Annotated in this window: 16 protein-coding genes and 2 pseudogenes; 14 read left to right on the top strand and 4 right to left on the bottom strand. The window is 58.8% G+C overall.

Annotated elements, in window-relative coordinates; translation table 11 throughout:
• The first annotated feature begins 38 nt into the window (after positions 1-38).
• Genes MAFF_RS35035 through MAFF_RS35050 form a run of 4 tightly spaced genes read left to right on the top strand, consistent with a single transcriptional unit; the run spans position 39 to position 3,282 of the window.
• Positions 39-902 (top strand): branched-chain amino acid ABC transporter permease, encoded by an 864-nt coding sequence (locus tag MAFF_RS35035; protein ID WP_048894848.1) that lies wholly within the window; start codon positions 39-41, stop codon positions 900-902.
• Complete coding sequence (locus MAFF_RS35040) at positions 899-1,834, top strand: branched-chain amino acid ABC transporter permease (RefSeq protein WP_010915902.1); 936 nt, start codon at positions 899-901, stop codon at positions 1,832-1,834. The genes MAFF_RS35035 and MAFF_RS35040 overlap by 4 nt, the downstream gene beginning before the upstream one ends.
• Positions 1,827-2,585 carry an ABC transporter ATP-binding protein gene (locus MAFF_RS35045; RefSeq protein ID WP_010915901.1) on the top strand — a complete coding sequence of 253 codons (759 nt, stop codon included), beginning with the start codon at positions 1,827-1,829 and terminating at the stop codon, positions 2,583-2,585. Before MAFF_RS35040 ends, MAFF_RS35045 begins: the two co-directional genes overlap by 8 nt.
• Positions 2,578-3,282, top strand: a complete 705-nt coding sequence (locus tag MAFF_RS35050; protein WP_010915900.1) for an ABC transporter ATP-binding protein — start codon at positions 2,578-2,580, stop codon at positions 3,280-3,282. Before MAFF_RS35045 ends, MAFF_RS35050 begins: the two co-directional genes overlap by 8 nt.
• Here the strand turns inward: MAFF_RS35050 and MAFF_RS41030 are convergent.
• A complete protein-coding gene (locus MAFF_RS41030) occupies positions 3,279-3,515 on the bottom strand; it encodes a hypothetical protein (RefSeq protein WP_244420882.1) in 237 nt (78 codons plus the stop codon). The two genes, MAFF_RS35050 and MAFF_RS41030, sit on opposite strands and share 4 nt — an antisense overlap.
• Here MAFF_RS41030 and MAFF_RS36770 point away from each other — a divergent pair.
• The 5 genes and pseudogenes from MAFF_RS36770 (at position 3,411) to MAFF_RS38665 (ending at position 7,510) form a co-directional block, all read left to right on the top strand.
• Positions 3,411-3,788 (top strand): acyl-CoA thioesterase, encoded by a 378-nt coding sequence (locus MAFF_RS36770; RefSeq protein ID WP_010915899.1) that lies wholly within the window; start codon positions 3,411-3,413, stop codon positions 3,786-3,788. The genes MAFF_RS41030 and MAFF_RS36770 overlap by 105 nt on opposite strands.
• Before the next feature lie 813 nt (positions 3,789-4,601).
• Positions 4,602-5,453: an IS110 family transposase gene (locus MAFF_RS35060; RefSeq protein WP_080512154.1), complete on the top strand. Its 852-nt coding sequence runs from the start codon at positions 4,602-4,604 to the stop codon at positions 5,451-5,453.
• Between the two features lie 383 nt (positions 5,454-5,836).
• A pseudogene (locus MAFF_RS35065) lies at positions 5,837-6,294 on the top strand (IS66 family transposase).
• A 30-nt stretch (positions 6,295-6,324) separates the two neighbouring features.
• Positions 6,325-6,420: a hypothetical protein gene (locus MAFF_RS41370; protein WP_341872733.1), complete on the top strand. Its 96-nt coding sequence runs from the start codon at positions 6,325-6,327 to the stop codon at positions 6,418-6,420.
• 334 nt (positions 6,421-6,754) lie between these two features.
• Entirely contained in the window at positions 6,755-7,510 is a 756-nt protein-coding gene (locus MAFF_RS38665; RefSeq protein ID WP_080512155.1) for a 4'-phosphopantetheinyl transferase family protein, read from the top strand.
• A gap of 153 nt (positions 7,511-7,663) precedes the next feature.
• Here MAFF_RS38665 and MAFF_RS35070 read toward each other — a convergent pair whose 3' ends face one another.
• Positions 7,664-8,866 carry an IS110 family transposase gene (locus MAFF_RS35070; RefSeq protein ID WP_010916041.1) on the bottom strand — a complete coding sequence of 401 codons (1,203 nt, stop codon included), beginning with the start codon at positions 8,864-8,866 and terminating at the stop codon, positions 7,664-7,666.
• A 404-nt stretch (positions 8,867-9,270) separates the two neighbouring features.
• Between MAFF_RS35070 and MAFF_RS35075 the strand changes: the two genes are divergently transcribed.
• The 3 genes from MAFF_RS35075 to MAFF_RS35085 all read left to right on the top strand — a co-directional run bounded on the left by MAFF_RS35075 (position 9,271) and on the right by MAFF_RS35085 (position 17,844).
• Positions 9,271-9,996 carry a GntR family transcriptional regulator gene (locus MAFF_RS35075; protein WP_157866223.1) on the top strand — a complete coding sequence of 242 codons (726 nt, stop codon included), beginning with the start codon at positions 9,271-9,273 and terminating at the stop codon, positions 9,994-9,996.
• Between the two features lie 602 nt (positions 9,997-10,598).
• Positions 10,599-12,413: an amino acid adenylation domain-containing protein gene (locus MAFF_RS35080; protein ID WP_162034381.1), complete on the top strand. Its 1,815-nt coding sequence runs from the start codon at positions 10,599-10,601 to the stop codon at positions 12,411-12,413.
• Between the two features lie 88 nt (positions 12,414-12,501).
• Positions 12,502-17,844, top strand: a complete 5,343-nt coding sequence (locus MAFF_RS35085; protein WP_010915895.1) for a type I polyketide synthase — start codon at positions 12,502-12,504, stop codon at positions 17,842-17,844.
• Between the two features lie 396 nt (positions 17,845-18,240).
• Here the strand turns inward: MAFF_RS35085 and MAFF_RS35090 are convergent.
• Positions 18,241-18,944 (bottom strand): annotated as a pseudogene (locus MAFF_RS35090) (IS6 family transposase).
• Positions 18,945-19,129: 185 nt separating this feature from the next.
• Positions 19,130-20,854: a site-specific DNA-methyltransferase gene (locus tag MAFF_RS35095; protein WP_044552088.1), complete on the bottom strand. Its 1,725-nt coding sequence runs from the start codon at positions 20,852-20,854 to the stop codon at positions 19,130-19,132.
• Between the two features lie 192 nt (positions 20,855-21,046).
• Here MAFF_RS35095 and MAFF_RS39625 point away from each other — a divergent pair, with 192 nt between their 5' ends.
• On the top strand, positions 21,047-21,439 hold the full coding sequence (locus MAFF_RS39625) for a hypothetical protein (RefSeq protein ID WP_157866225.1): 393 nt from the start codon (positions 21,047-21,049) through the stop codon (positions 21,437-21,439).
• A complete protein-coding gene (locus tag MAFF_RS35105) occupies positions 21,436-21,774 on the top strand; it encodes a hypothetical protein (protein WP_010913642.1) in 339 nt (112 codons plus the stop codon). Before MAFF_RS39625 ends, MAFF_RS35105 begins: the two co-directional genes overlap by 4 nt.
• The last annotated feature ends 46 nt before the right edge of the window (positions 21,775-21,820 follow it).

The raw sequence follows: 21,820 nt of genomic DNA on the forward strand, positions 1-21,820 counted from the left end.
ATGCGACCACTTCTACGCCGCAGAGGTGGTCGACGCTCATGCAAATCGTCCTGAATTGTCTCTCGCTCACGTCGTTCTACCTTTGCTTCGCCCTGGGCCTGGCATTGGTGTTCGGAGTGATGCGGATCATCAACTTCGCTCACGGCGAGTTCTTCATGATCGGCGCCTACGCGACGTATTTGTGCGTCGCCACGCTTGCACCCCAAATCGGAGGACCAAGCGCCTGGCTCGTCGGCGCAATCGTGGCAGCAGGGATAACCGGGCTGCTAGGTGCCGTGCTTTACAGGACGGTGGTCGTTCCATTGGCTGACAAGCCGCTTGCGATTTTCATTGCGACGCTCGCGCTCTCGTACGTTCTGCAGACGATTGTCGTCCAGATATTCGGTCCGGTTGGCCTCTCCATCTCGCCCCCACTGCGCGGCGTCGTGAGCGTGGGAGGGGCAATCCTCCCAGCCTCGCGGGCAATGGTCATTGTAGCCGCGGCCGCCCTTTCAATAGGTTTATGGATCTACCTCATGAGAACTGAATCAGGTCGTCGCATCCGCGCGGTCGCTCAGAATCCTCGAGGCGCATTGCTGCAGGGCATTAAGACGCGGAATGTTGGCAATCTGACGCTGATTATCGGATCGGGGATCGCAGGCATCTGCGGGGCAGCGATGGGACCGATAAGCCAGATATCGCCCTACATGGGTGGTCCTGCTCTCTGGAAAGCGTTCATCATCATAATTGTGGGCGGGATCGGCAATGTCTGGGGAGCGGTGGCGGCGGCGGCAATCTTTGGGGTGCTTGATACACTTATGTCGCAGTTCGGCGGCGGGCGCTTTCTTGCTCTGACGAGTGCGGCCATCATGCTGTTCGTCCTTAGCGTAAAACCCTCCGGTCTATTCGGGGAAAAAGAATGATGGGCGCTCTGCATCGGGACATCGCAACCATCATCGTTGTTGGGCTTGCACTTGTCGTCGGCGGGCTCGTCGGCACCCCATACATTCTGGCAGTCTTGGTCATCTTCGGCATGGTCTCAATTCTGGTCTTGTCCTATCGGACTATCACCACGATGGGTGGCTGGTCGTTCGCCCACGTCGCCCTCATGGGCATAGGGGGCTACTCAGTAGCTATCTTCTCCAAAGCGCCTTTTGAAATTCCAGTCCTCGCAGCGGTGGCGCTTGGCGGGGTGTTTGCTGCGTTCTTCGCCGCAATATTGTCTTGGCCTGTTCTTCGCACCCGCCAGTACTACTTCTTCTTATCGACGTTCGCTGCGGGTGAAGCGCTGCGCCAGTGCTACATCCAAATCAAGGAAGTGACCGGCGGTACGGCGGGAATTGCTTTCATAGCCCGCCCTGGAGTCCTTCCTGATCCGTCATCAGCGTTTCAGTTTCTATGCCTTGTCGCGGTCATCCTCGTATTGCTGGGCCTGTTCTACGCAGCTCTGGACGCGTCCGACACCGGCAAAAAGATCAAGGCCGTCGGCGAGGACGAGGCCCTGTCGTCTTCGCTCGGTATAGACGCCTGGGCGCTTCGTGCACTCGCCTTCATTCTCGGCTCGTTTGGGGCTGGCATCGCTGGTGGGCTTTTTGCGTCTTACAACGGCATCATGTCTCCCTCCGACATCAACGCCATGTTGATGTTCAAGATCGTGGCCGCGTGTGTGATTGGTGGCACCACCCGATTTTCAGGGCCGCTGCTCGGTTTGCTCTTTCTAACCCTGATTGAAGAGATATTCCGGTTTGTGCCTGAGTTCGTGCCGATGATCTGGGGCATGCTCGTCATCGCCGCCGTCATTTTCAGCCAGCGCACCGGCGGAGGCTTCAGGCTTCGTAAGGTGACAAATGCTTGAGGTAAGGGAAATCAGCCGTGCCTTCGGACGCCTCAAGGCAGTTGATGGGGTTACACTTTCGGTAACGAAGAACCAAATCCGCGGTCTTATCGGCCCCAACGGATCGGGCAAGTCGACGACGATGAACCTAATCAGCGGCAGTCTTAAGCTTTCCGCTGGAAAAATCGAGCTCGAGGGGCAGCGAATCGAAGGCAAGGAGCAGCACCGAATCGCGCGGCTCGGCCTCATCCGAACCTTCCAACTGACCAGGGTATTCACGTCAGGTACTCTCCTAGACGCGGTCGCTCTCGGAGTCCGTGCCGCCAGTGGATCGCCGTGGAGTCCGGCCCGTTGGATCCCAGCGGGCGATCAGGCCGAAGTCAATCAAGCCGCGTTAGTTGCTTTGGAACGAATGGGGTTGGCACATCGCGCCAACGAACTCGCGGGCAATCTTCCTGGCGGTCTGCGACGGATCCTCAGCATCGCGACAGCGTTGGCAGCCAGGCCAAAGATCATGCTTTTGGACGAGCCGCTGGCTGGGCTGAACGCGACGGAAAAAGCGGAAGTTGCAAACAGAATCGAGAAGCTCAGGGCTGACGATGTTTCCATTCTGCTGGTCGAGCATGACATGAGGTCCGTCATGCGTTTGTGCGACCGAATTACAGTGCTGAACTTCGGCCAAGTCATTGCAGAAGGTACACCGGCCGAAATCGGAAGGCACCCGGACGTGATCAAGGCCTACTTGGGTCAGAAGAGGGATCGCGATGCTTGAAGCGCAAAATATCGTGGTCGAGTATGGCGGCGTGCGCGCGCTGGATGAGCTGAGCTTCTCGGCTCAAATTGGGGACGTCACCGCTGTTGTGGGCAGCAATGGTGCTGGCAAGACCAGCCTAATGAACACCATCTGCGGCTTGATAAAACCTGTATCAGGTGAGATCCGGCTGGATGGGGAGCGGATAGATAGTCTTGCTCCGGATGAAATCGTGCGCCGCGGCATTTCCTTGGTACCCGAGGGCCGAGAACTTTTTCCGCGTCTTTCGGTGCTCGAGAATCTGTTGCTTGGAGCGACAGTACGACCGGACCCCGCTACGAGGCGAACGACGCTGGGGCGGATATACGAACTATTTCCAGTGCTAGCGAACCGACAGAACCAGAAGGCTGGCCAGTTGAGTGGCGGCGAGCAGCAAATGCTAGCGTTTGGCAGGGCGCTGATGTCGTTACCGAAGTTGCTCCTGTTGGACGAGCCATCGATTGGCCTTGCGCCCATGGTCGAAGAGCAGCTCATCTTGGCGATAAGGGACTACTCGCTTGAACACGGGATCGGCGTCTTAATTGTGGAGCAGAACGCGATGCTCGCGTTGGAATACGCGCAACACGCGTTCGTGGTCGAGCAGGGCAGGGTTGCACTCTCAGGACCAGCGGCAACCGTCAGAGACGATCCGGCAGTCATCGCAGCGTATCTCGGCTAGCACCATTGCTGGCGGTCGTCCAAAACCGCATGGAGTTCCGATTGAACACTCACCACGCAAATCTGCTTCGGCAACCCAACCTGACCGCCGGTGTAGTGCATCCATGGCATTTGGACCAGTTCGGTCACATGAATGTTCGCGGCTATGCGCCCTTCTTCGATGACGCTTCCTTCTTGTTTTGGCATCAGTTGCAGCTGAGCCAGCAGAAGATGATCGATGAGTTCGGCGTTCATTCCGTGACACTCCGAGCTTCCACGGAATTCAAAGCCGAGCTGAAAAAGGGCGACTGCTTCTCAATCGTTGGCTGCGTTCAAAAGGTTGGCAATAAGAGCGTCATGCTCCAATTCTCTATGGTGGATCAGAAGAGTGAAACACTTTTCGCTGTCTATGAGACCATCGAGGTATTCGTCGAGGCGGAAGGCGGATCGTCGGTCACAATTCCGCAGCCAATACGTGACCGGTTATTGAAGTTCCACAAGGAGGCCGGCGTCGCTGGCACAATTTGACTATGAGCAGCGGCACGGAAGAAAATCGGGTGAAGAATGCGCCTCACGCCGTCATGGGTGGCGCGTTCTCCTGGATTGACGTTGCGGCTGGTCACTCAGATCCAGATAGCTCTTGGATCGAGATTCTAGGTTCTCTCCTATCGAAGATCTGGCTCCGCCGTCGTCAGTCAGTCGATGAACTGGAGGGCAAGCCTTCGATAGCTGCTTGCGCCCATCCTATCCTAGCAGTCGCGCCCGATTGCATCGTTTGCGTAGACCGTCCTGGGCCGGGTTGAAAAGCCCGATCGTTTTACAAAACTCGATTCTCGGAGAGCTCGCCCGTGACGTGACTCTCGCGCTAGCTTCGTTGCGTGCCTGTGAACTGGAGGGCTCCGTGTAGTCGCGGGCGCCATTGCGCGGGCGCGCGCGGGTCGCGACTACATTGAAGCCTGATTGAACTGAACTGCGGAATCCTGGCGGGGCCATGGGGTTTTGGGCTCGGCTGTATGCCCGAGGCGCCGGAGCGGCCTCGCTGATCGCTCTTGGGCGGTCGCCCGTCGTCGCGACGCGGGATGATGGCGACGCGAGAGTCGGCGCCATTGGGTCATTGATGCTGAGGTGCAGCGTTTATGGCGATGGCATTGGCTGGCGGCGCGCAAAGTTCGGGGCAGCAAGAGGATTTGTGGGCGCGCTCGCACGAAGTATGTCGTCACCGTTGAATTTTGACGGGGCCGGGCGGATGTGAAAAGGGCACGAGCTGCGACGAATCTGCCGGAGACGCGGCAGCCTCGGAGTGCGCATTTCGCACAAGCCGGACAACGATGGAGTGATGATGTGGACGCCTCCACCACCGGCGTCAGCAAGCATGATATGTGTTTTGCTGTTGCCTCCCGGGAAAGCGTAAGACCTTATGTCCTTCCTCGCAACAAAAATGATATGGCCGATGCCGAAGCCATCTGCGAAGCGGTGACGAGGCCGAACATGCGCTTCGTTGCCGTGAAGACAGCAGCCCAACAATCGGTTCTGATGCTGCATCGCTGTCGAGCTCTTTTGGTCCGGCAACGAACCATGCTGGCGAACGCAATTCGCGCGCACCTGGCAGAATTCGGCATCGTCATGCCGCAAGGAATTCGTACTTTGCTGACGGCCCTAATCGCGCCGAAAGATGAAGTAAACGACCTTCCCCATCTCGTCCGGGTTGCACTCGCTCCCATGGCAGCAAACCTCATCGAGCTGGGTCAGCGCATCAAAGGACTGGAAATCGAGATTGCGCGCGAACATCGCGGCAACGAGACCAGTCGTCGATTGGAAACTATTCCCGGATTTGGTGTCATGACATCAACAGCGATGGCAGCGACAGTGGCAGACCCGACAGCCTTCAAATCGGGCCGTGAATTCGCCGCCTGGCTCGGCCTGACGCCAAGAGAGAGTTCATCGGGCGGCAAGCAACGGCTCGGAGGCATCACCAAGATGGGCGACGGATATCTTCGAACATTGCTTGTTGTCGGAGCGACGGCGGTGATCCGCTTCGCCCGCGAGGAAGGATCCGCCAAGACGGCGTGGATCCGCAAGCTCATGGAGAAAAAGCCTGCGAAAGTCGTGGCGGTTGCGCTTGCCAACAAGATGGCGCGCATAGCCTGGCCGCTGATGACGAGAGGAGAGGTTTACCGTGTCATCCCCGCTTGAATTCGCGTGGGCTTGAACGCGACAACGAGTTGGTGAGGACGAAAGACACTTGACGAGAACCGGTCAGGGGCCGGGGGTTGGAAAGCCCGAGGGGTGCAGCGACTTTGAGCGCGCTGGAGTGTTTAAGGATCCAATCCGCGGAGATTCATCAGGGCCAGCGGATCAACATACCGCATCGAAGGCCGAACATATGGCTGCAACCGACCGATCTGAGAATGGTGCCGCTTTCGTCTTGCCAAGGAGGCGTCCACATATGCACCCCCAGACTGAGACAAGGAAAATCGCGGACAGTTTTACGGTGTCGGTTCTCGGGTGCCTTGTGCCTTGTTGCGTTCATGGATGATTGATTTCGCCGTTTTCGACGCCGGTCAAGTTTCTCGGCATTGCGGTGCACCCGCAGACTTGCCTGGACGATCACCGCTCATAGCGATGAGCGACGGCTATTCCGAGATGGCAGGCCGGGACAGGCGCTCCGGTTCTTCGAACAGCTCTACCGGGTTGAAAGGCAGGCCCCGGAACGAAATCCCCGCCGACGGGGAAACGCGAGATCACAGCATCGCCGCTTCCGCCAGCAACATGGTGTCCCCATCCTCAATGCTCTCAAGGTATGGCTCGGCGACATCGTCGCAAGTGTCTTGCCGGACAGCAAGCTCGGCAACGCCGTCTCCTACACCTGAACCAATGGGAATATCTGACGCGTTACACCGAGGACGGCAGCATGCTGGTCGACAACAACCTCCTGGAGCGCGACATCAGGATTTTCGCCACTGGCCGGAAATTCAGCGATACCGCCGACAGAGTCAGGGCCAGCGCCATCGTCTACAGCTTGGTGCTGACCTGACGCGCCTCATCCGTCGAGCAGCTCGCATGGTTGCGCCACGTTCTCACCGAACTGCCTCATCGCGCTTTCGATACTGATATCGACGATCTGCTGCCCTTCAACTTCGCCAAAACCGCTGCAGCCTGATCTGCCGGACGCGTCCGTCTGAAAGCGACCGTCGTTGACAAGGGCGGTGTCAGCGTGCGGGGAAATGGGCGCTTACGTTGTTGGCGATGAGCAGCCGTCCTTAGTTCATCCGGTTGTTCGCGCCCCCCGCAAACCCTAACCAGCCGAACCGGCGCTTGGAACACATCACCAGGCTCACATCATGGCGCGGGGCCAATGGCACAAGCCACTGCTTCGGACTAACCGTAAAAAGTCGAGCGTAATAAATCCGTAACATAAATTAACAAATTTATAATATTTGCTAAAAAAGTATCATGATAGAAATGCGCCATAGGTATAGAATAGAGGCGAGAGGATGGCTGCTATTTCCGACCCCGAACTAGCGACTCTTTCTGCTCGTTCACGTGGATTTTTCACGCACGCTGAGTTATTTGCTCCCGGCTTCCCCGATGCGATCTTGGTGCGCGGCAGGTTTGATCACGAAAGCTATACAGATGACCTATTTAACCTGCTAGCGTTACACTGCCCCGCCAGTCTGTCTGCAGCGGTGTCCATGCGCCGTGCTGAGTTCTTAGCCGGGCGAGCGATGGCATACGCGGCATTGCGGGCGCTGGGTCAAGCCGCTGCTGAGATTCCAATCGGCCCAGGCGGGGCTCCACTCTGGCCCCCGTCTTCCGCTGGTTCAATAACCCATACGCGTGGGCATTGCGCTTGTTTCGCCATCGCCGGTGGGAATTGGCGGGTAGGTGTCGACGTTGAGGCGCTGGCCAGCGGTGATGCTCTGGATGCGATTCTAAACATGACCACCAATGAGGATGAACGTGCCTTGATCGCTAGACAAGTGGTCCTCGCTCCAGACTGGCTGGCGAGCCTGGTTTTTTCGGCCAAAGAAACACTCTTCAAAGCGCTCTATCCTGTGGCAAGGCGCTTTTTCGGATTCGACTGTGCAGAGTTACGAACGACGCCCAGAAACGGGCAACTCCGACTGCATCTAACACAAACTATCTGTCCCGAATTGATCGAGGGTCAGCACTATGACATTCGTTTTAGCATCGCTGCTGGCCATGTGTTGACCTGGTTGGCAGTAACACACCAGCATGTGTCAATGTAGCGGACTCCGGCTGATACATTGTTAAGACTCCAGAAGCTTCGGAACCAGGGCCCTAGGCGGCTGCCGTCCGCCGCCGCGCCCGTCGATCAGGATAGCGCGTCTCCAGCAATACCACGCGGTGGTATGAGATACCTTGTGTCCAGCCTTTTTTTTTCACGCCGTGATTTTGATGGCCGCGCGACGCTGTTGAGGGTCGTAGAGCGCCTTGTTGCGCCACGCCCTCCAGAGGACTTGAAGCCATGCTCGGGCGAGAATTCGAACAGCGTGCGGGTGCTTGCAGCCACGGTCACGGGCTTTGCGATAGACGGCCGCGGCCCAAGCGGAGGCGTGACGGGAGTTGTCGGCAAAGCAGGTGAACGCCAATCTCAGGTTCTTGTTGCAGGCCCATCGGAACACAACGCCTCGGCTTTTGCCGGAGGCGTGGGTCACGGGACAGACGCCGGCCTCGGCGGCAAGTTGGTCCTGCATCAGGAAGCGCTCGCGCACGTCGCCGAGCTCAGCGAGGATCTGGGCGGCGCAAATGCGGCCTGCGCGCGGGAACGACATGACGATCTTGCCGTCGGGCAATTGGGCGACGGCGTGCTCGATGTGCGAGGACAGCTTGGCGATCTCGCAGACGAGGCGTTCGGGAATGGCGACCAATGCGCCGGCCAGCTCGCCTTTGGCGCCGGCCTCGGCGTCACCGGCCAGCCCTGTCGGCGCGGCTCGCAGTCGGGCCAGCAGGTCGGCCGGCGAACGGCGCCCACGGTCGGCGTGTTGCGCCATGAAGCTAGCCAGACGTTTCTCGCCCAGGCGGCTGGCGCTGTCGGGAGTGGGATAGCGACCGACGAAGGCGAGCGCGATCGGGCTGTCGATGGCGGCGAAAATGGCGACTGCCCCTGGCCAGAAGCCTTCGAGCAGATTGCGGAGCTGGTTTGCCAATGCGACACGCTGGGCCACCAGGTCGTCGCGGCCGCGGACCAGGGCGCGCAACGCCAGGAAGTCATCGGAGACCGGCACAAGAGGCCGGAAGCGATGTCCGTCGGTGCGCAAGATGTCGGCCAACATGAAGGCATTGCCCGGATCGCTTTTGCCACCGGCGGCGTGGTACCGCGGCCTGCAGGCCTTGACGACGTTCGGATGGACCGGGATCACGGGATACCCGGCCTCTACCAAGGTATCGACGACCAGACCGGGTCGCTCGATGGCAATACGCAGTTCGGCTGGCGCCGCCACGCGCTTGGGCCGGCCTACCATGTCAGCCAGCCCAGCCGAATCGTGGCGGACATCGAGACGCACGAGGACCGGGTCGACGCCGTCAATAACGCACATGGCATGGCTTACGCCGCCCCAGTCCAAACCTGCGTGAAATGGCATATGACCTTCTCGGATTGCTTAAAACTCACCCGAGCTGGGAGATCGTACGGATCGCTCACTGACAGGCGCTCTGCTGGCCAGCACTGGCGCTTCACCCTGTGGTCCCTCGCGGTCTCCCGGCACCTGCCGCGCGGCGGTCTCACACGGGCCGTCAACCGGCAAGCGCGCTTGGCCGTCACTGCAGATGCTCGGGCTGGCGGATGCTACGCCTCTTGATCGCTTCGCACCCGCCAGCCCTGCTGTGCCACGCGTTTGCGATGCGGCCGCACTTCGTGCGTGGACCAGCGGACCAGGGTTCGGGTGGGCTGGTGCCCCGCCGTTTTGATGCAGCGTGAAACGTGTTCACAGAGGCTTTCGAAGCACCCATTCCTGATGTCATCCCCAGTATTTGGAGATCATGCCAAATGGCGACAAAAACCTTGAAGTACCAGATACCACCATTGAACGCTTCCCCGAGTTCGGCGATTGAGCATGTCTATGCCGAACTGAAGAACGCTTTGATGTCCGGGGAATTTTCGCCCGGGCAGCCGATGCGTCTCGGAGAACTGGCTGTCGCATTCGGCACAAGCCACATGCCGATCCGCGAGTCGCTCAACCGGCTCAGCGGCATCGACATCCTCGAACGGGCGCCGCGTCAGTCCGCGCGCGTTCCAATAATCACTGCTAAAGGCCTACGCGATCTTCTGGAAGTGCGCCTTCTGAATGAAAGGCAGGCCATCATCTGGGGGGCAAAGAAATCTACCGGGAAGAGCCTGAACTATATCAGAGAAATCAATGTCAAGATGGATCAACTCAATCTGGGGAAGAACGCTGAAGTGAAGAAGTATCTGAAACTGAACCAACTGTTCCATTTTGCCGTTTACAACCTCTCTCAGAACAAAGTCTTGATGAACACGATCGAGACGCATTGGCTTCATGCGGGCCCGATCCTCAGCCTGAGGCGAAAGGAACCAAATTTTGCTCCGGGCCACCATAATCATCGCGAAATCATCGACCAGTTGGAGAAGGGCAACGGCTTGGCAGCCGCCGACGCCCTCGAGCGCAACATCATAGAAGCGCATGAGCAGATTTTTGCGATTCTTGACAAGTCCGACCTGAAGGATCGTGCGGGAAATAGGGTCGGTGCCTAGCTTAGGTAGGAACGCGGAAGCGTGCCTCGGGATGGTAACAGCTAGTATCCCTTGCTCGTCGAAGGCCATGCACGCAATTGCGGCTGTCGAATGCGGCCGGCATGGGGGAACCGATATTTCGGCGAAATCCAGCCGCCGCACGTCAGGCTGATCGCAACGTCATCGCCGCACCACCCCCTCTGGAAATGCGGTCGTTTGAAGCCTGCATCTGCATACCCATGGGACGGGCGGCCACCTGATAGACAAGTCTTCACCGAGTGGTTGTGGCGTAGCCACAAATACGGATGCGTCTTTCTTATGCCTTCGAGACCGGCAGCGAGCTGCCCCGAGGAAGGACTACTGCATCCGGCGAAACTCGCACGCCTCGACCAAGATGTTAAACAAATGTGAAGTTTTGTTGAAAGGATTGACTGTGTAACTTGTCACGCATACACCGAAGCAAAGCCGTTTGGCAGTGTCCTCGCATTCTGAGTGAAAAGATGCAGAGTTTAACAAGGGCCGCAGGTCCGTCAGATCGGACCATTGCAGCTTCCGTGCTTTGGTATGCATCCGAATTTCCTCGTCGTCCTGCTGTCATTTTCGGAACAGAGGCGATCAACTACATGGATTTGTGGCTGCGAGCCTGTGAGATAGCTCGTGCCCTAAAAACTGGACGTGAAGCGGGTTTGGACCGCGTGGCCCTTTATTTTCCCATCGGTATTGACCGGATCGCGGCGATCCTCTGCTGTCAAATCCTAGGTGTTTCCTACGTTCCTGTGGAACCAAATCTTCCAGCGAGTCGCATTCGCGAGATGCTTGCGCAAGCGGATCCGAGCGTGCTCCTCAGTTCATCGGCCATCTGTTCGGCGATCCTCAAGGAGGTCTCGTCGTGCCCGACAGTGATGGTCGAGGAAGTTGGAGTGGGCGCCGCTGATCGTGGATCGTTGAGCCGAGATTTGGCGCTGCCGCCGAAGTCCGGTGGCTACGTTATCTTTACCTCGGGTTCGACTGGCAAGCCGAAGGCAGTCAACATGGGAGGAGCAGCACTTCAAAACCTCGTGGACTGGCAGATCGAACTTTCGACGCTGTCAGACAATGCGGCAACGGCTCAGTTCGCCCCCATTTCGTTCGATGTATCGTTTCAGGAGATATTCTCCACGCTCTGTTCTGGTGGGAGTATCGTCCTCCTAGCGAATGAACAGCGGATCGACCCCGATTTGCTTTCGGACGAGATACTGCGTGCCCGGGTGGAGCGATTGTTTCTGCCATTTATCGCTCTCCAACAATTGGCGTCGAATTGTGTGGAGCGCAATTTGTTTCCCGACAGTCTACGGGAGATCCACACCGCCGGCGAACAACTCGTGGTCTCTTCCGCTTTGCGCGAGTTTTTCATCAAGCTCCCCCAGTGTCGGCTCTTCAATCAATATGGTCCCTCCGAGACACACGTCGTCACCTGTCACGAGCTTGATAGCAATCCAGCGGAATGGCCTAGGTTACCGCCTATCGGTCGGCCTCTACCGAATGTCGTACTGTTCATTTTAGGTGAAGATGGCCGACCGGTGAGGTTAGGAGAGGTGGGAGAGTTGTATATTGGTGGCGTCTGCCTCGCGCAGGGGTATTTCCAGGACAAGGAGCGAACAGACGAACGGTTCATGACTATAGATATTAACGGCACGCTAACGAGATTGTATCGGACCGGCGACTTTGCGACATCAGATGAAAGTGGTTGTTTTTTCTTCTGTGGTCGCCGAGACCACCAAATCAAGATCGATGGCTACAGGGTTGAACTTGGGGAAATTGAGAGCGTTATAGCGGATCACCCAGACGTAGCCGAAGTCGCCGTGGTTTTCGATCGTGATGCAAATGGAACGGGACGACTGATCGCCTGCCTGACGAGCAAAGATGGGGCGCCAACCGACTGTCTCGAGACAGTAGTTCGCGCCCATGTCCGTGAGAAGCTCCCTGGCTACATGGCGCCAGACCGTGTCCAGATCATCGGCGCGATGCCTAAAACTGCGAGTGGCAAGGTCGATCGGAAATCAATCGCGGAAAGGCTGTGTGCCGAAAAGGTCAACCCCTCGGCACCGCCTGTCGAGAAGCCAGCCTGTGCCACTACGAGCGGATCGGTGAAGAACAGCGATCTGTGCGGCGCGATCACCTCTTACTGGCGGGAGCTCCTGGACCACCCCTTGCTCTCGGACTCGGATAATGTGTTCGATTTTGGCGCGCGTTCGATCATGGTCCCGGAGCTTCAACGCCGCCTTCGCCGTCAATTCGGGATTAGCATGCCCGCGATCTTGGTCTTCCGGCATCCTTCGCCGAGGGAGCTTGCAGACTTTTTATCGCGAAGATCGGTGAAGGGCGATGCATTGAACACTACGTTGGCTGGTCTCGCAAACCGGCGTGTGTCGACCAAAAGACGCGCTTCTCCGCGCTGATCCTGGGCAGCGATGACCCCTCCAGCAGATCAGATTAGCGCGCTCCGGAAGCCAAAAAGCAGATAAACGGACCAGCGACGAGGCAAAAATGAACGGCCCCATTCACAGAGCTACCCCCATCGCGATTATTGGAATGGCCTGCCGGTTCCCCAATGCTGATACGCCCAAGGCATTCTGGGAAAACATTGTTGCCGGGCGCGAGAGCGTTCGTGAGTTGTCGGATGTTGAACTCGCCGGCGCGGGCGTCGAGCCCGAGGAGTGGGAAGCGGACGATTATATCCGCCGCGGCGCCCCTCTTACGGGCCTCGGCTACTTCGACGCTGACTTCTTCAGCATCACGCCTCGTGAGGCGGCTCTCCTCGATCCGCAGCACCGACTATTCCTGGAAAACATTTGGCACGCCATCGAAGATGCTGGCTACGCCGTCCGTTCGACCGAGATGACGACGGGCATCTATGCTGGCTCCGGCCCGAGCAGCTATTTCGCCAGATGCGTAGCCGGCTTGCATGATTTCCGCAAGGAAGGCATGCTCGACTCCATGTCCGGCTTCCAGGCCATGCTGGGAAACGACAAGGATTACCTGGCGACTCGGGCGGCCCATCGCCTCAACCTCATCGGTCCCGCCATCAACGTCCAAACAGCTTGTTCAACCTCACTCGTAAGTCTCCATCTAGCCTGCAGCGGTCTTCAGAACGGCGAATGCGACCTGGCGCTGGCGGGCGGTGTCACGGCAATCGTTCCCGACGGTGCTGGCTATCGCTATCAAGAGGGCATGATCTTGTCCCGCGACGGGCACTGCCGTCCGTTCGATGCCGATGCCAGCGGCACGGTGTTTTCGAGTGGCGTCGGTGTGCTTGCGCTTCGAAGACTCGATGACGCGCTTGCCGATGGTGATACCATTCACGCTGTTATTCGCGGTTCGGCGATCAACAATGATGGAAACGACAAGATCAGCTTCTCGGCGCCGAGCATCGAGGGCCAATCGAGCGTCGTCGCAAGAGCACTGATGAACAGTTCAATCGCGCCGGAAACGATTTCCTACATGGAGACTCACGGAACGGGCACGAAACTGGGTGATCCGATCGAGATCGAAGCCCTCCGCGAAGTCTTCGCCGGCTTTCCGGCGGACGTCGCACCGATCACCCTTGGTTCGGTGAAGGCCAATATCGGCCATACGATCGCCGCTTCCGGCGTCGCGGGTGTTATCAAGACCGTCATGGCACTGAAGTCGCGAACCTTGCCGCCAGCGGTCAATTTCAAGACGCCCAATCCGGAAATCGACTTCGATCGCCTTCCCTTCGCCGTGCCGGCGAGCGCTGTGCCCTGGAAGTCCGAGGGTCCGCGACGCGCGGGCATCAGTTCGTTCGGCGTGGGCGGAACGAATGCCCATGTCATTTTGGAGGAAGCACCGGGCCAGACGAACGGTTCATCTCAGCCGGACGATACGCCGCACCCCCCCGACGTACCTCGTACGCTGAACATTTCGGCACGCACGCCACAGGCCCTGGCCACCGTGGCCAAGAGTTTTGCCTTGCGACTCGATATGGCACAGCCCGACGAGCGCGACACCATCTGCTTCACCGCGAACACCGCCCGCCGCGCTTTTGAGTATCGGCGTTTCGCGACCGGTCGGACAACTAGGGAGTTGGCCGAGAGTCTTCGCGCAAGCGATCATGCCCGCGTCGATGTCTCCAAACACGTGGTTCCCGCCGCCCTGTTCACCGGACAGGGCGGCCAGGGCGAAGCTATGGGGCGCGGGCTCTACGAGAGCGATCCGATCTTCCGCAAAGTCTTCGACGCCTGTGACGCGGTGGTCGCACCGCTTCGCAAACACGGATTGGGCGACATCCTTTACGGCGACGGGACGCTCGCCCATTTCGTTCACGACACCGAATATACCCAGCCCGCCCTGTTCGCGATCGAACTCGCACTCGCCCGAGTTCTCGAGGCTAGGGGCTTCGTCCCAGAGATCGTCATGGGACACAGCATTGGAGAATACGTGGCGGCCCATCTTGCCGGCGTGTTCTCACTCGAGGACGGGCTAAAGCTGATCACCAAGCGCGGCGAACTGATGGGTCGGCTTCCTCGCAATGGCGGCATGGTCGTCCTGACGGCTGATCCGGACACAGCCACTCAGATGATCCGGGACAGCGAAGTCGAGCTCGCCATCGCGGCCGAGAACGGACCAACCAGTACGGTGGTCGCGGGCGAGACTGACGCACTTGAAACGCTGATCAAGGTCGCCAAGGAAAAAGGCGTCCGCACGGCGCAGTTGAAGGTCTCGCACGCCTTTCATTCGCATCTCATGGATCCAATCCTCGAACAGTTTGAGGCGTTCGCGAGCACCCTCGATTTTTCCAAGCCCGACGGCCGACTGATAAGCGCGAAGACTGGCAAGGTCGCCGGCGAGGAAGTCGCCGATGCGCGCTATTGGACCGACCACGTTCGCCAGCCCGTCCTGTTCCATCAGGGCATGATGACTGCGCAGGAAATTGGGGCGAATCTCTTCCTCGAAATCGGACCGCACCCGGTCCTCACGCCGATGGCGCAGGCGGCCCTAGATGGCATTGCCTCGCAGTCGCAATTCGTCTCGAGCCTCAATCGCACCCGCAACGACGAAGAGGTTCTCGCCGAGACGGCGGGCCGCCTTTTCCTCGCCGGCCTTACGATCAATACGCTCATCGATCTGCCGGATAATGAACGCCGGCTCGTCGATCTTCCGCTCTATCCCTTCGAACGTCAGCATCACTGGATCGAAACGAGAGCGAGCGACCGGCTGGCATGGCACTGCCGCCGCGAATGGCACGCGGAAAAGCAGTCAGCGCCGCAACCGCCGAAAGACAAGGCCCTCTGGATTATCCTGGGCAATGCCCTTGGTCTCGCCGGACGCTTAGCTCAGGCGATCGAGAAGCGGGAAGGGCCGGAACAGACAGCGGTCGTTCTTTCGAATGTCGACACAGGTCTCACAGGCGGTGTGCTCGACGCGCATGTCGCGGGGATCATCGTCACCCCTGAGAGCGCGGAAGGCGCGTCAAGTGGACAGATCGGCGAGGCGGCGCACAGCCACGCCGCCACCCTCATGCAGTTCGTCCAGACGGTTCAGGCAGCCACTAAGAATGGCAATCTGGCGAAGGCGAAGATTTGGGTCGTCGGCCAGTCCGGCCGTGCCGTGCCGCAAACAGACACACCAATTCCGTACGCCGCTCGTCCAGCCTCACTGGTCAGCGCCTCACTGCATGGCATGGCGATGGTGCTCGCGAGCGAACATCCCGATCTGTGGGGGGGCGACATCGATCTCGGCGCGGAGCCGAGCGACGCAGAAATCGCGGTCGCGATCGGCATTCTCGTCGGTGGCTCTGGGTCGGAGACCGCCTACGCCGTGCGCGGCGAGGAACGCTACGTCCTGCGCCTCAGCGAAAGCGGCGATGTCGGTACGGATTGCCCGGTCGATCCGCAGAAGATCTATCTCGTCACCGGCGGGCTTGGCGCTCTCGGATCGCTAATGGTCGAATGGCTGATCAATCGCGGTGCGCGCCGCCTCGTGCTTCTCAACAGGGACGTCGCGGACGGGGCCAAACAGGAACGGCTTGAAGCCCTGCGCCGTTTAGGCGCTGAGATCGCGGCGCATGCGGTTGACATCGCCGACCAAGTCGGAGTCGAGCGAATCCTGGGCGATCTCTCGGAGGCGGGCCATCAACTCGGCGGGATCATCCACACCGCCGGCGTCGTTCAGGACGCCACGCTCGGGTCGATCAAGGAGGCGAGCGAACTCGAACATGCACTCCGGGCTAAGCTCCAGGGTACACTCATTCTCGACAAGGCGAGCCGTCGCTTCTCACCCGACTTCTTCGTCTGCTTCTCCTCGGTTAGCGCGCTTCTCGGTATGAAGGGCCAGGCGGCTTACGTGGCGGCCAATGCCGCCATGAACCGCATCGTCGAGGGCCGCAACGCCGAGGGGCTGCCAGGTGTCAGCATCGAATGGGGCCCGTGGGCGGAAACCGGTATGGCATCCGGACTCGACGAGCGTCTGCGCAAGCGCCTAACCGATTTCGGCCTGCTCGCGATCCGCAACCGGGAGGCGCTCGAGCGGCTGGAGAGCCTGTGCGCCTCAACTGGGACGCTCACCGCAGCGCCGATCCTGTGGCGACGTTTCTGCAAGAAGCAGTACGGGCAGACGCCGGCTTGGCTCACGCCTCTGTCGAATGTGCAGAAGAATCCCCAGGCGGCCAATGACGACGAGGCGACAGATCCACTTGCGCGGCTCTTCGGCCCGGTCGCACCGAGCGATCGCAGTCAGGCGATCGAAAGCTTCCTACGCGGAGAGGTCGCCCGTGTGCTCGGCATCGCCGATCCGGACTGCCTGCCGATGGACGAAGCGCTCAACCAGATGGGATTCGACTCCTTGGCTACAATTGAGTTCCGCAACGAACTTGCCAAGACCGGCATCAAGGTCTCGCTCCAGAAGCTCGTGATGGGTGCCTCAATCGCGGAGATCGCGGCCGATACTGAGACGCAGGTGACCGCCGCTGTCGGGGGCGATGCGGATGGCGAGGCGGTACCAACCGCGCCGTTCTTGGCCGACAGTGCCCAGGGCTACGACAAGAGCGCGGTGATCATTCCGCGTCCGAAGCCCGACGCGCCGATCCGCCTGATCGGCTTTCCCTATGCCGGCGGCGGCCCGCTCGTATTCCAGCGCTGGATCGACAGGATGCCGGATCACATAGAGTTCGGCATCCTGCAGATGCCAGGCCGCAGCGCGCGCCTGGAAGAGGGCTTCTGGATGCGGATGGAGGACATGGTCGACGGCATCGTGCCGGAGATGCTGCCCTTCCTTAAGGAAAAACCCTTCGCCTTCCTCGGGTTTTGCTATGGCGGCGTCCAGGCCTTCGAGATTGCCCAGCGGGTGCGCCGCGATCACGGGCTGGAGCCGGAACACTTCTTCGTGGCCGGTGGTCGCTCGCCACAGATTTACAATAACGACCAGTTCGCCATCGACGTCCAGCAGTTCAATCACGAGACCGGCAAATCCGAACACGAACTCGACGAGAGCGCGTTCGTCGAGATGCTGAAGGAGGTAAATTTCGCCAACAACAAGGCGCTGTTCGAAGATCCCGAATTGCGCGCGATGATGCTTCCGATTATCCGAGCGGACTACGAGATAAACAACGCCTATCGCTACGGTTTCCATCCTCCGCTCGACGCCCCAATCACAGCGATAGGAGGCCGCATCGACCCCTATGTTACGGGCGACCACATTATCGGCTGGAAAGAGCATACCACGAAGCAGTTCAAGGCGCATTTTTGCGCCGGCGGTCACTTTTTCATGGAACCCCAGATCGAACTCCTTACGCGCATCGCGATCGAAGACCTCGAGCCAGTCGTCCAGCGTCTGGCCGCAGATGGCGAGCGCCAGCTGGCTGTGATGAGCTGACCACGACCACCGGCTTCAGTCCCGCTCGGCAAGCCATGTCCGCGGCGCCGGCCTGGCACTCCCAGGGGCGAACTCGGGTCAACTGGATTGTTTACCGCTCACTGCTTCATGGAGAGACCGGTCCTTCCATCGCTCGCCGCCATTGCCTCCGCATTGGGGATGTTTCATCATTCTGGATCGCAGGGCGCTCGCCGATCGCACACCGCGAGGCATCTTGCTCGGCCTGAGTGACGAGCCCGGGCTTTAGTGAGCGAGCTCCCTCGGCCGTAGTCGCTACGGCTTCTCGGGTTGGGCAAAGGTGCCAGTAACCGGGGCAGATTACCGGGCGGTGGGGGTTTGCAGGCGGCGCTGTCACGTTATCTAAGGTTGGACGTGAAGGGACCGCTGACAGGGATATCAGGCGCGGGCTCGGGTCACGGCTTTCCATTCCGCCATAGCGTTGAGGCGATGGAGATGGAGCTGAAATGCGGAGCGTTTTTAGCGGGCTGGGACGAAGAGATTGCGGAAGGCTGAGAAGATCGAGACGAAGCGCTGCAGGCTTCCTGGCGAACGGAAGCCCTGCATCGTCCGCTCCCGCTTTCGCAGCGGCACGTGGGAATTCTCGGTCCTGTTGTTGAGGCCCTTGTGCGCGCGGTGCTCGACATCCGGCATGACCTGCCGTTTCGCCGCTCCATAGGAACGCAGCTTGTCCGTGATCATGCGCTTTGGTGCGAGGCCCTGTTTCGTCAGCAGCCTGGTGAGCAGGCGCTTGGCGGCCTTATTATTGCGGCGGTTCTGGACGATCTCATCGAGAACATATCCATTCTGGACGACAGCCCGCCACAACCAATGTTTCTTGCCGGCGATGGTGATGAGGACTTCGTCCAGGTGCCAAACATCATTGGGGCTGGGCCGCTTCCTGCGCAGTCGGCGAACATACTCCGGGCCGAACTTCTTCCCCCAACGCCGGATCGTTTCGTAGGAGACGACGATGCCGCGCTCCAGCAGCATTTCCTCGACCAGGCGCAGGCTCAAGGGAACCGGTAATATAGCCACACCGCATGGGCGATCATCTCGGCAAGAAAGCGGTGGCGTTTGTAGCTGATGAGCGCGTCGTTCATGAGCCGGCGTCTACCCCAGCGCCTCCTCACAAGAAGTTACCGTGACAAAGCCCTGCCAACTACGAACGGTGCCGGTCTCAGTGACCCCTGGGGCGGCAAGCTCAACCGCGACAAGGACGGAAGACCGTGTGAAAGTTCGTGCTGAAACCTCGAGGACCGGCCAAACCCATTTTGATCTCGACTGTCTACAGCAACCCTTCAGAAAGCCCATGTTCCTTGGGGACTGCGGTCGGGTTGAAATGCACAACCGCGTCCTTTCCGTCGCCGATAAAGCTGAATGGGAACTCAGGTGCGGTTGGGTCCGGACGCCTCGGTTTCTTGCTCTTTTCAGGTTTGGAAGATTGGCGGAAAAATTCCCGTGAGAGATGCCCAAGCGAAGGGATAGTTGGGCGCTCCCCATTGAACCAGCGCTCGATTGAAACGATCTGCAATCTGGGCAGGTGACCGTGGGCAGTATCGACAAAGCCGAAGGACGCGGCTTCCGAACGCATGTCGCGCGTGGGTTCTCGGAGGCAGATGAATAAGCCCATTTCCGCGCGTTCACGATCGATCACAGCTTTGAACTCACGCACATCTTTGGTGCCGATATGCTGACCGCCTTTAACGGATGTCAGCACACGCCCCCAGCCGCGCGGCCCGTTCATGAAATACATTTGACCGTCGATACCACGGTCCGGGCCTTTTCGAATTTCCTTTAGCGCTTGGACGCCAACCAGGTAGTTGGCCCACCATTGAAATTGGTATTTGTCCCGCTCGGCGAGACGGGCAGCACTGGCGAAGTCGCGGGGGATGCCGCCAAGATCATAGTCAATCTTACCAGGCATATCGGCCAAGCGGTCTTCGATCACACGGATGGCATGATACGCCACATCAATACCGATCCATTGACGACCGGCCAACTGGGCAGCAGCAATGGTCGTTCCGCAGCCGCAGAATGGATCCAGCACCACCTCGCCCACATTGGCGGAAGACCGGAGTATTCTATCTAACAGCGACACAGGTTTCTGAGTGGGGTAGTGCAATCGTTCCGCCGCTCGATTATGCAGCGGTTTGATGTCCGTCCAAATGTCCTGAAGCGCGACACCAGGCAGATCCTCGGGATACTGCCGGAGTCGCGGCATACCCCCCGCCTTCTTCGGCCAATGAACCTTCCCAGCAAGATCAAGGGCGTCAAGTTGGTCAGGCGACGTCGACCAATGCCTTCCCTTGGCCGTAATGTCGATGCCGCGCCAAGGTTTACCAGTTTCGCCATTCCTCTTTCCCGCACCGGTAAGATCAGTGCGCTTCCAACGCCGGCCGTCAGCGTCCTCCTGATCAAAAAAAGTGTCCAAATATTCTGCGTCGTAAGGCTGATACTGAGCATTCCAGCAATGCCGTTCACCACGCGAATAGAACAGCAAAACGTCATGGATTGGCCCGTAACGTCGTGCGCTACTATGTGCGCTAGTTCTTTTCCAGATTACCTCGTTCAGAAAATTCGTCGGGCCGAAAATCGCGTCGAGAATGATCTTGAGGTAATGGCTCGCCGTTGGATCGCAATGCAAATAAAGGCTTCCTGTTGGCCTTAGAACGCGTCGTAACTCGTGCAACCGTTGCGCCATCATGACCAAATAGGCCATCATATCGCTGTCACCGAGCGCTGCATGCAGAGCATGCACAATCGGCGTGACACCACCGCCAGTATGCATAATCTCATCGAAAGCCCACTTGGCCTCTGGCCCCCAAGTCCACGTATCTCGGAATGCCTCTACTTGAGCGCTGGCGGCATCTTCATCGGGAGTTCGAAAGAGGACGTTGTAGTTGACTTGGCTGTTAAACGGCGGATCGAGATAGACGAGATCCACGCTTTCGTCTGCAATTTCTTCCCGGAGAATCGTCAAATTATCTCCGAACCAAAGCTGATTTTTCATCTCGGGCCCCACTGCTGCGAATGATACTTTGCAGGAACTTCGCTGATAAGCGGTTAACCATTGCCCGGGCCACCTGCCGCCCTGGTCGGCCGCTCCCGCCGCAATGCGTGCACGGCTCATCGATACGCGGACTCAACAAGCCTCTGGACTTCCGTACAGAATTTGCGCAAGTATTTTTCCGGGGGGAAATCAATGAAAATGATAGCGTTTCTTGCGAGCGGAGCAATCTTCGTCAGCGGCTGCAGCACGAGTGCCAGTGTCTCAGACAGCGACCTGACCGCCATGTACACCATAAATCTCTGCCACGCCCTCGCGAGCAGCACTGACGAACAATATCGAAGCCGAGTGGCGGCCCTCCTGGTACGCCGCCGTGCAACGGCGGAGAAGTGCACTAGGCTCATACAAACCGACAACGCCGTAGCGACTGGAATTGCTGTAGCGGCGGTAGGTGGCGCAGCGGTCGCGGTTGCCGCCAACAATGGTGGTGGTGGATATTACCGTCCTCCTCCAGCGTACGGTGTCGCGTGGGACGAGTTCTACGGACAGAACTATGCTCTAGGTCGTGAACTCATAAACGCTGGATGATTGAGACGCTGGAAAGCAATCACCCGTCGGCTTACAGTCTGACTATGCCGTTTGCCCGCAAATTAATTCTTCACGTTCCGGTATCGGATGAGACCTTGCTCGATGGCTTTGTTGAGCAATGTCTGAATGACGGTGTATCGCTCGTGGCCGTGGTCGGACCAGGCTGCGCGAGGGTTGAAGACATTATCGACGAGATCGTCGTCGGTGACGGAAGCGACGAGACACGCTTTATATCCACGACTTCTCACCCCGATGAGCCATTTGAGGATGTGTTGAACATGGCTAGGGCGTGGGAATTCGAGCGCGGCGATCCCGTCGAAGAGGTCCGGCTGTAAGAGTCGTTGACCGCCCGCAATTTAGGCTTCCATACCACGCCGTTTT

The sequence above is a fragment of the Mesorhizobium japonicum MAFF 303099 genome (genome assembly GCF_000009625.1).
GTDB classification, from domain to species: domain Bacteria; phylum Pseudomonadota; class Alphaproteobacteria; order Rhizobiales; family Rhizobiaceae; genus Mesorhizobium; species Mesorhizobium japonicum.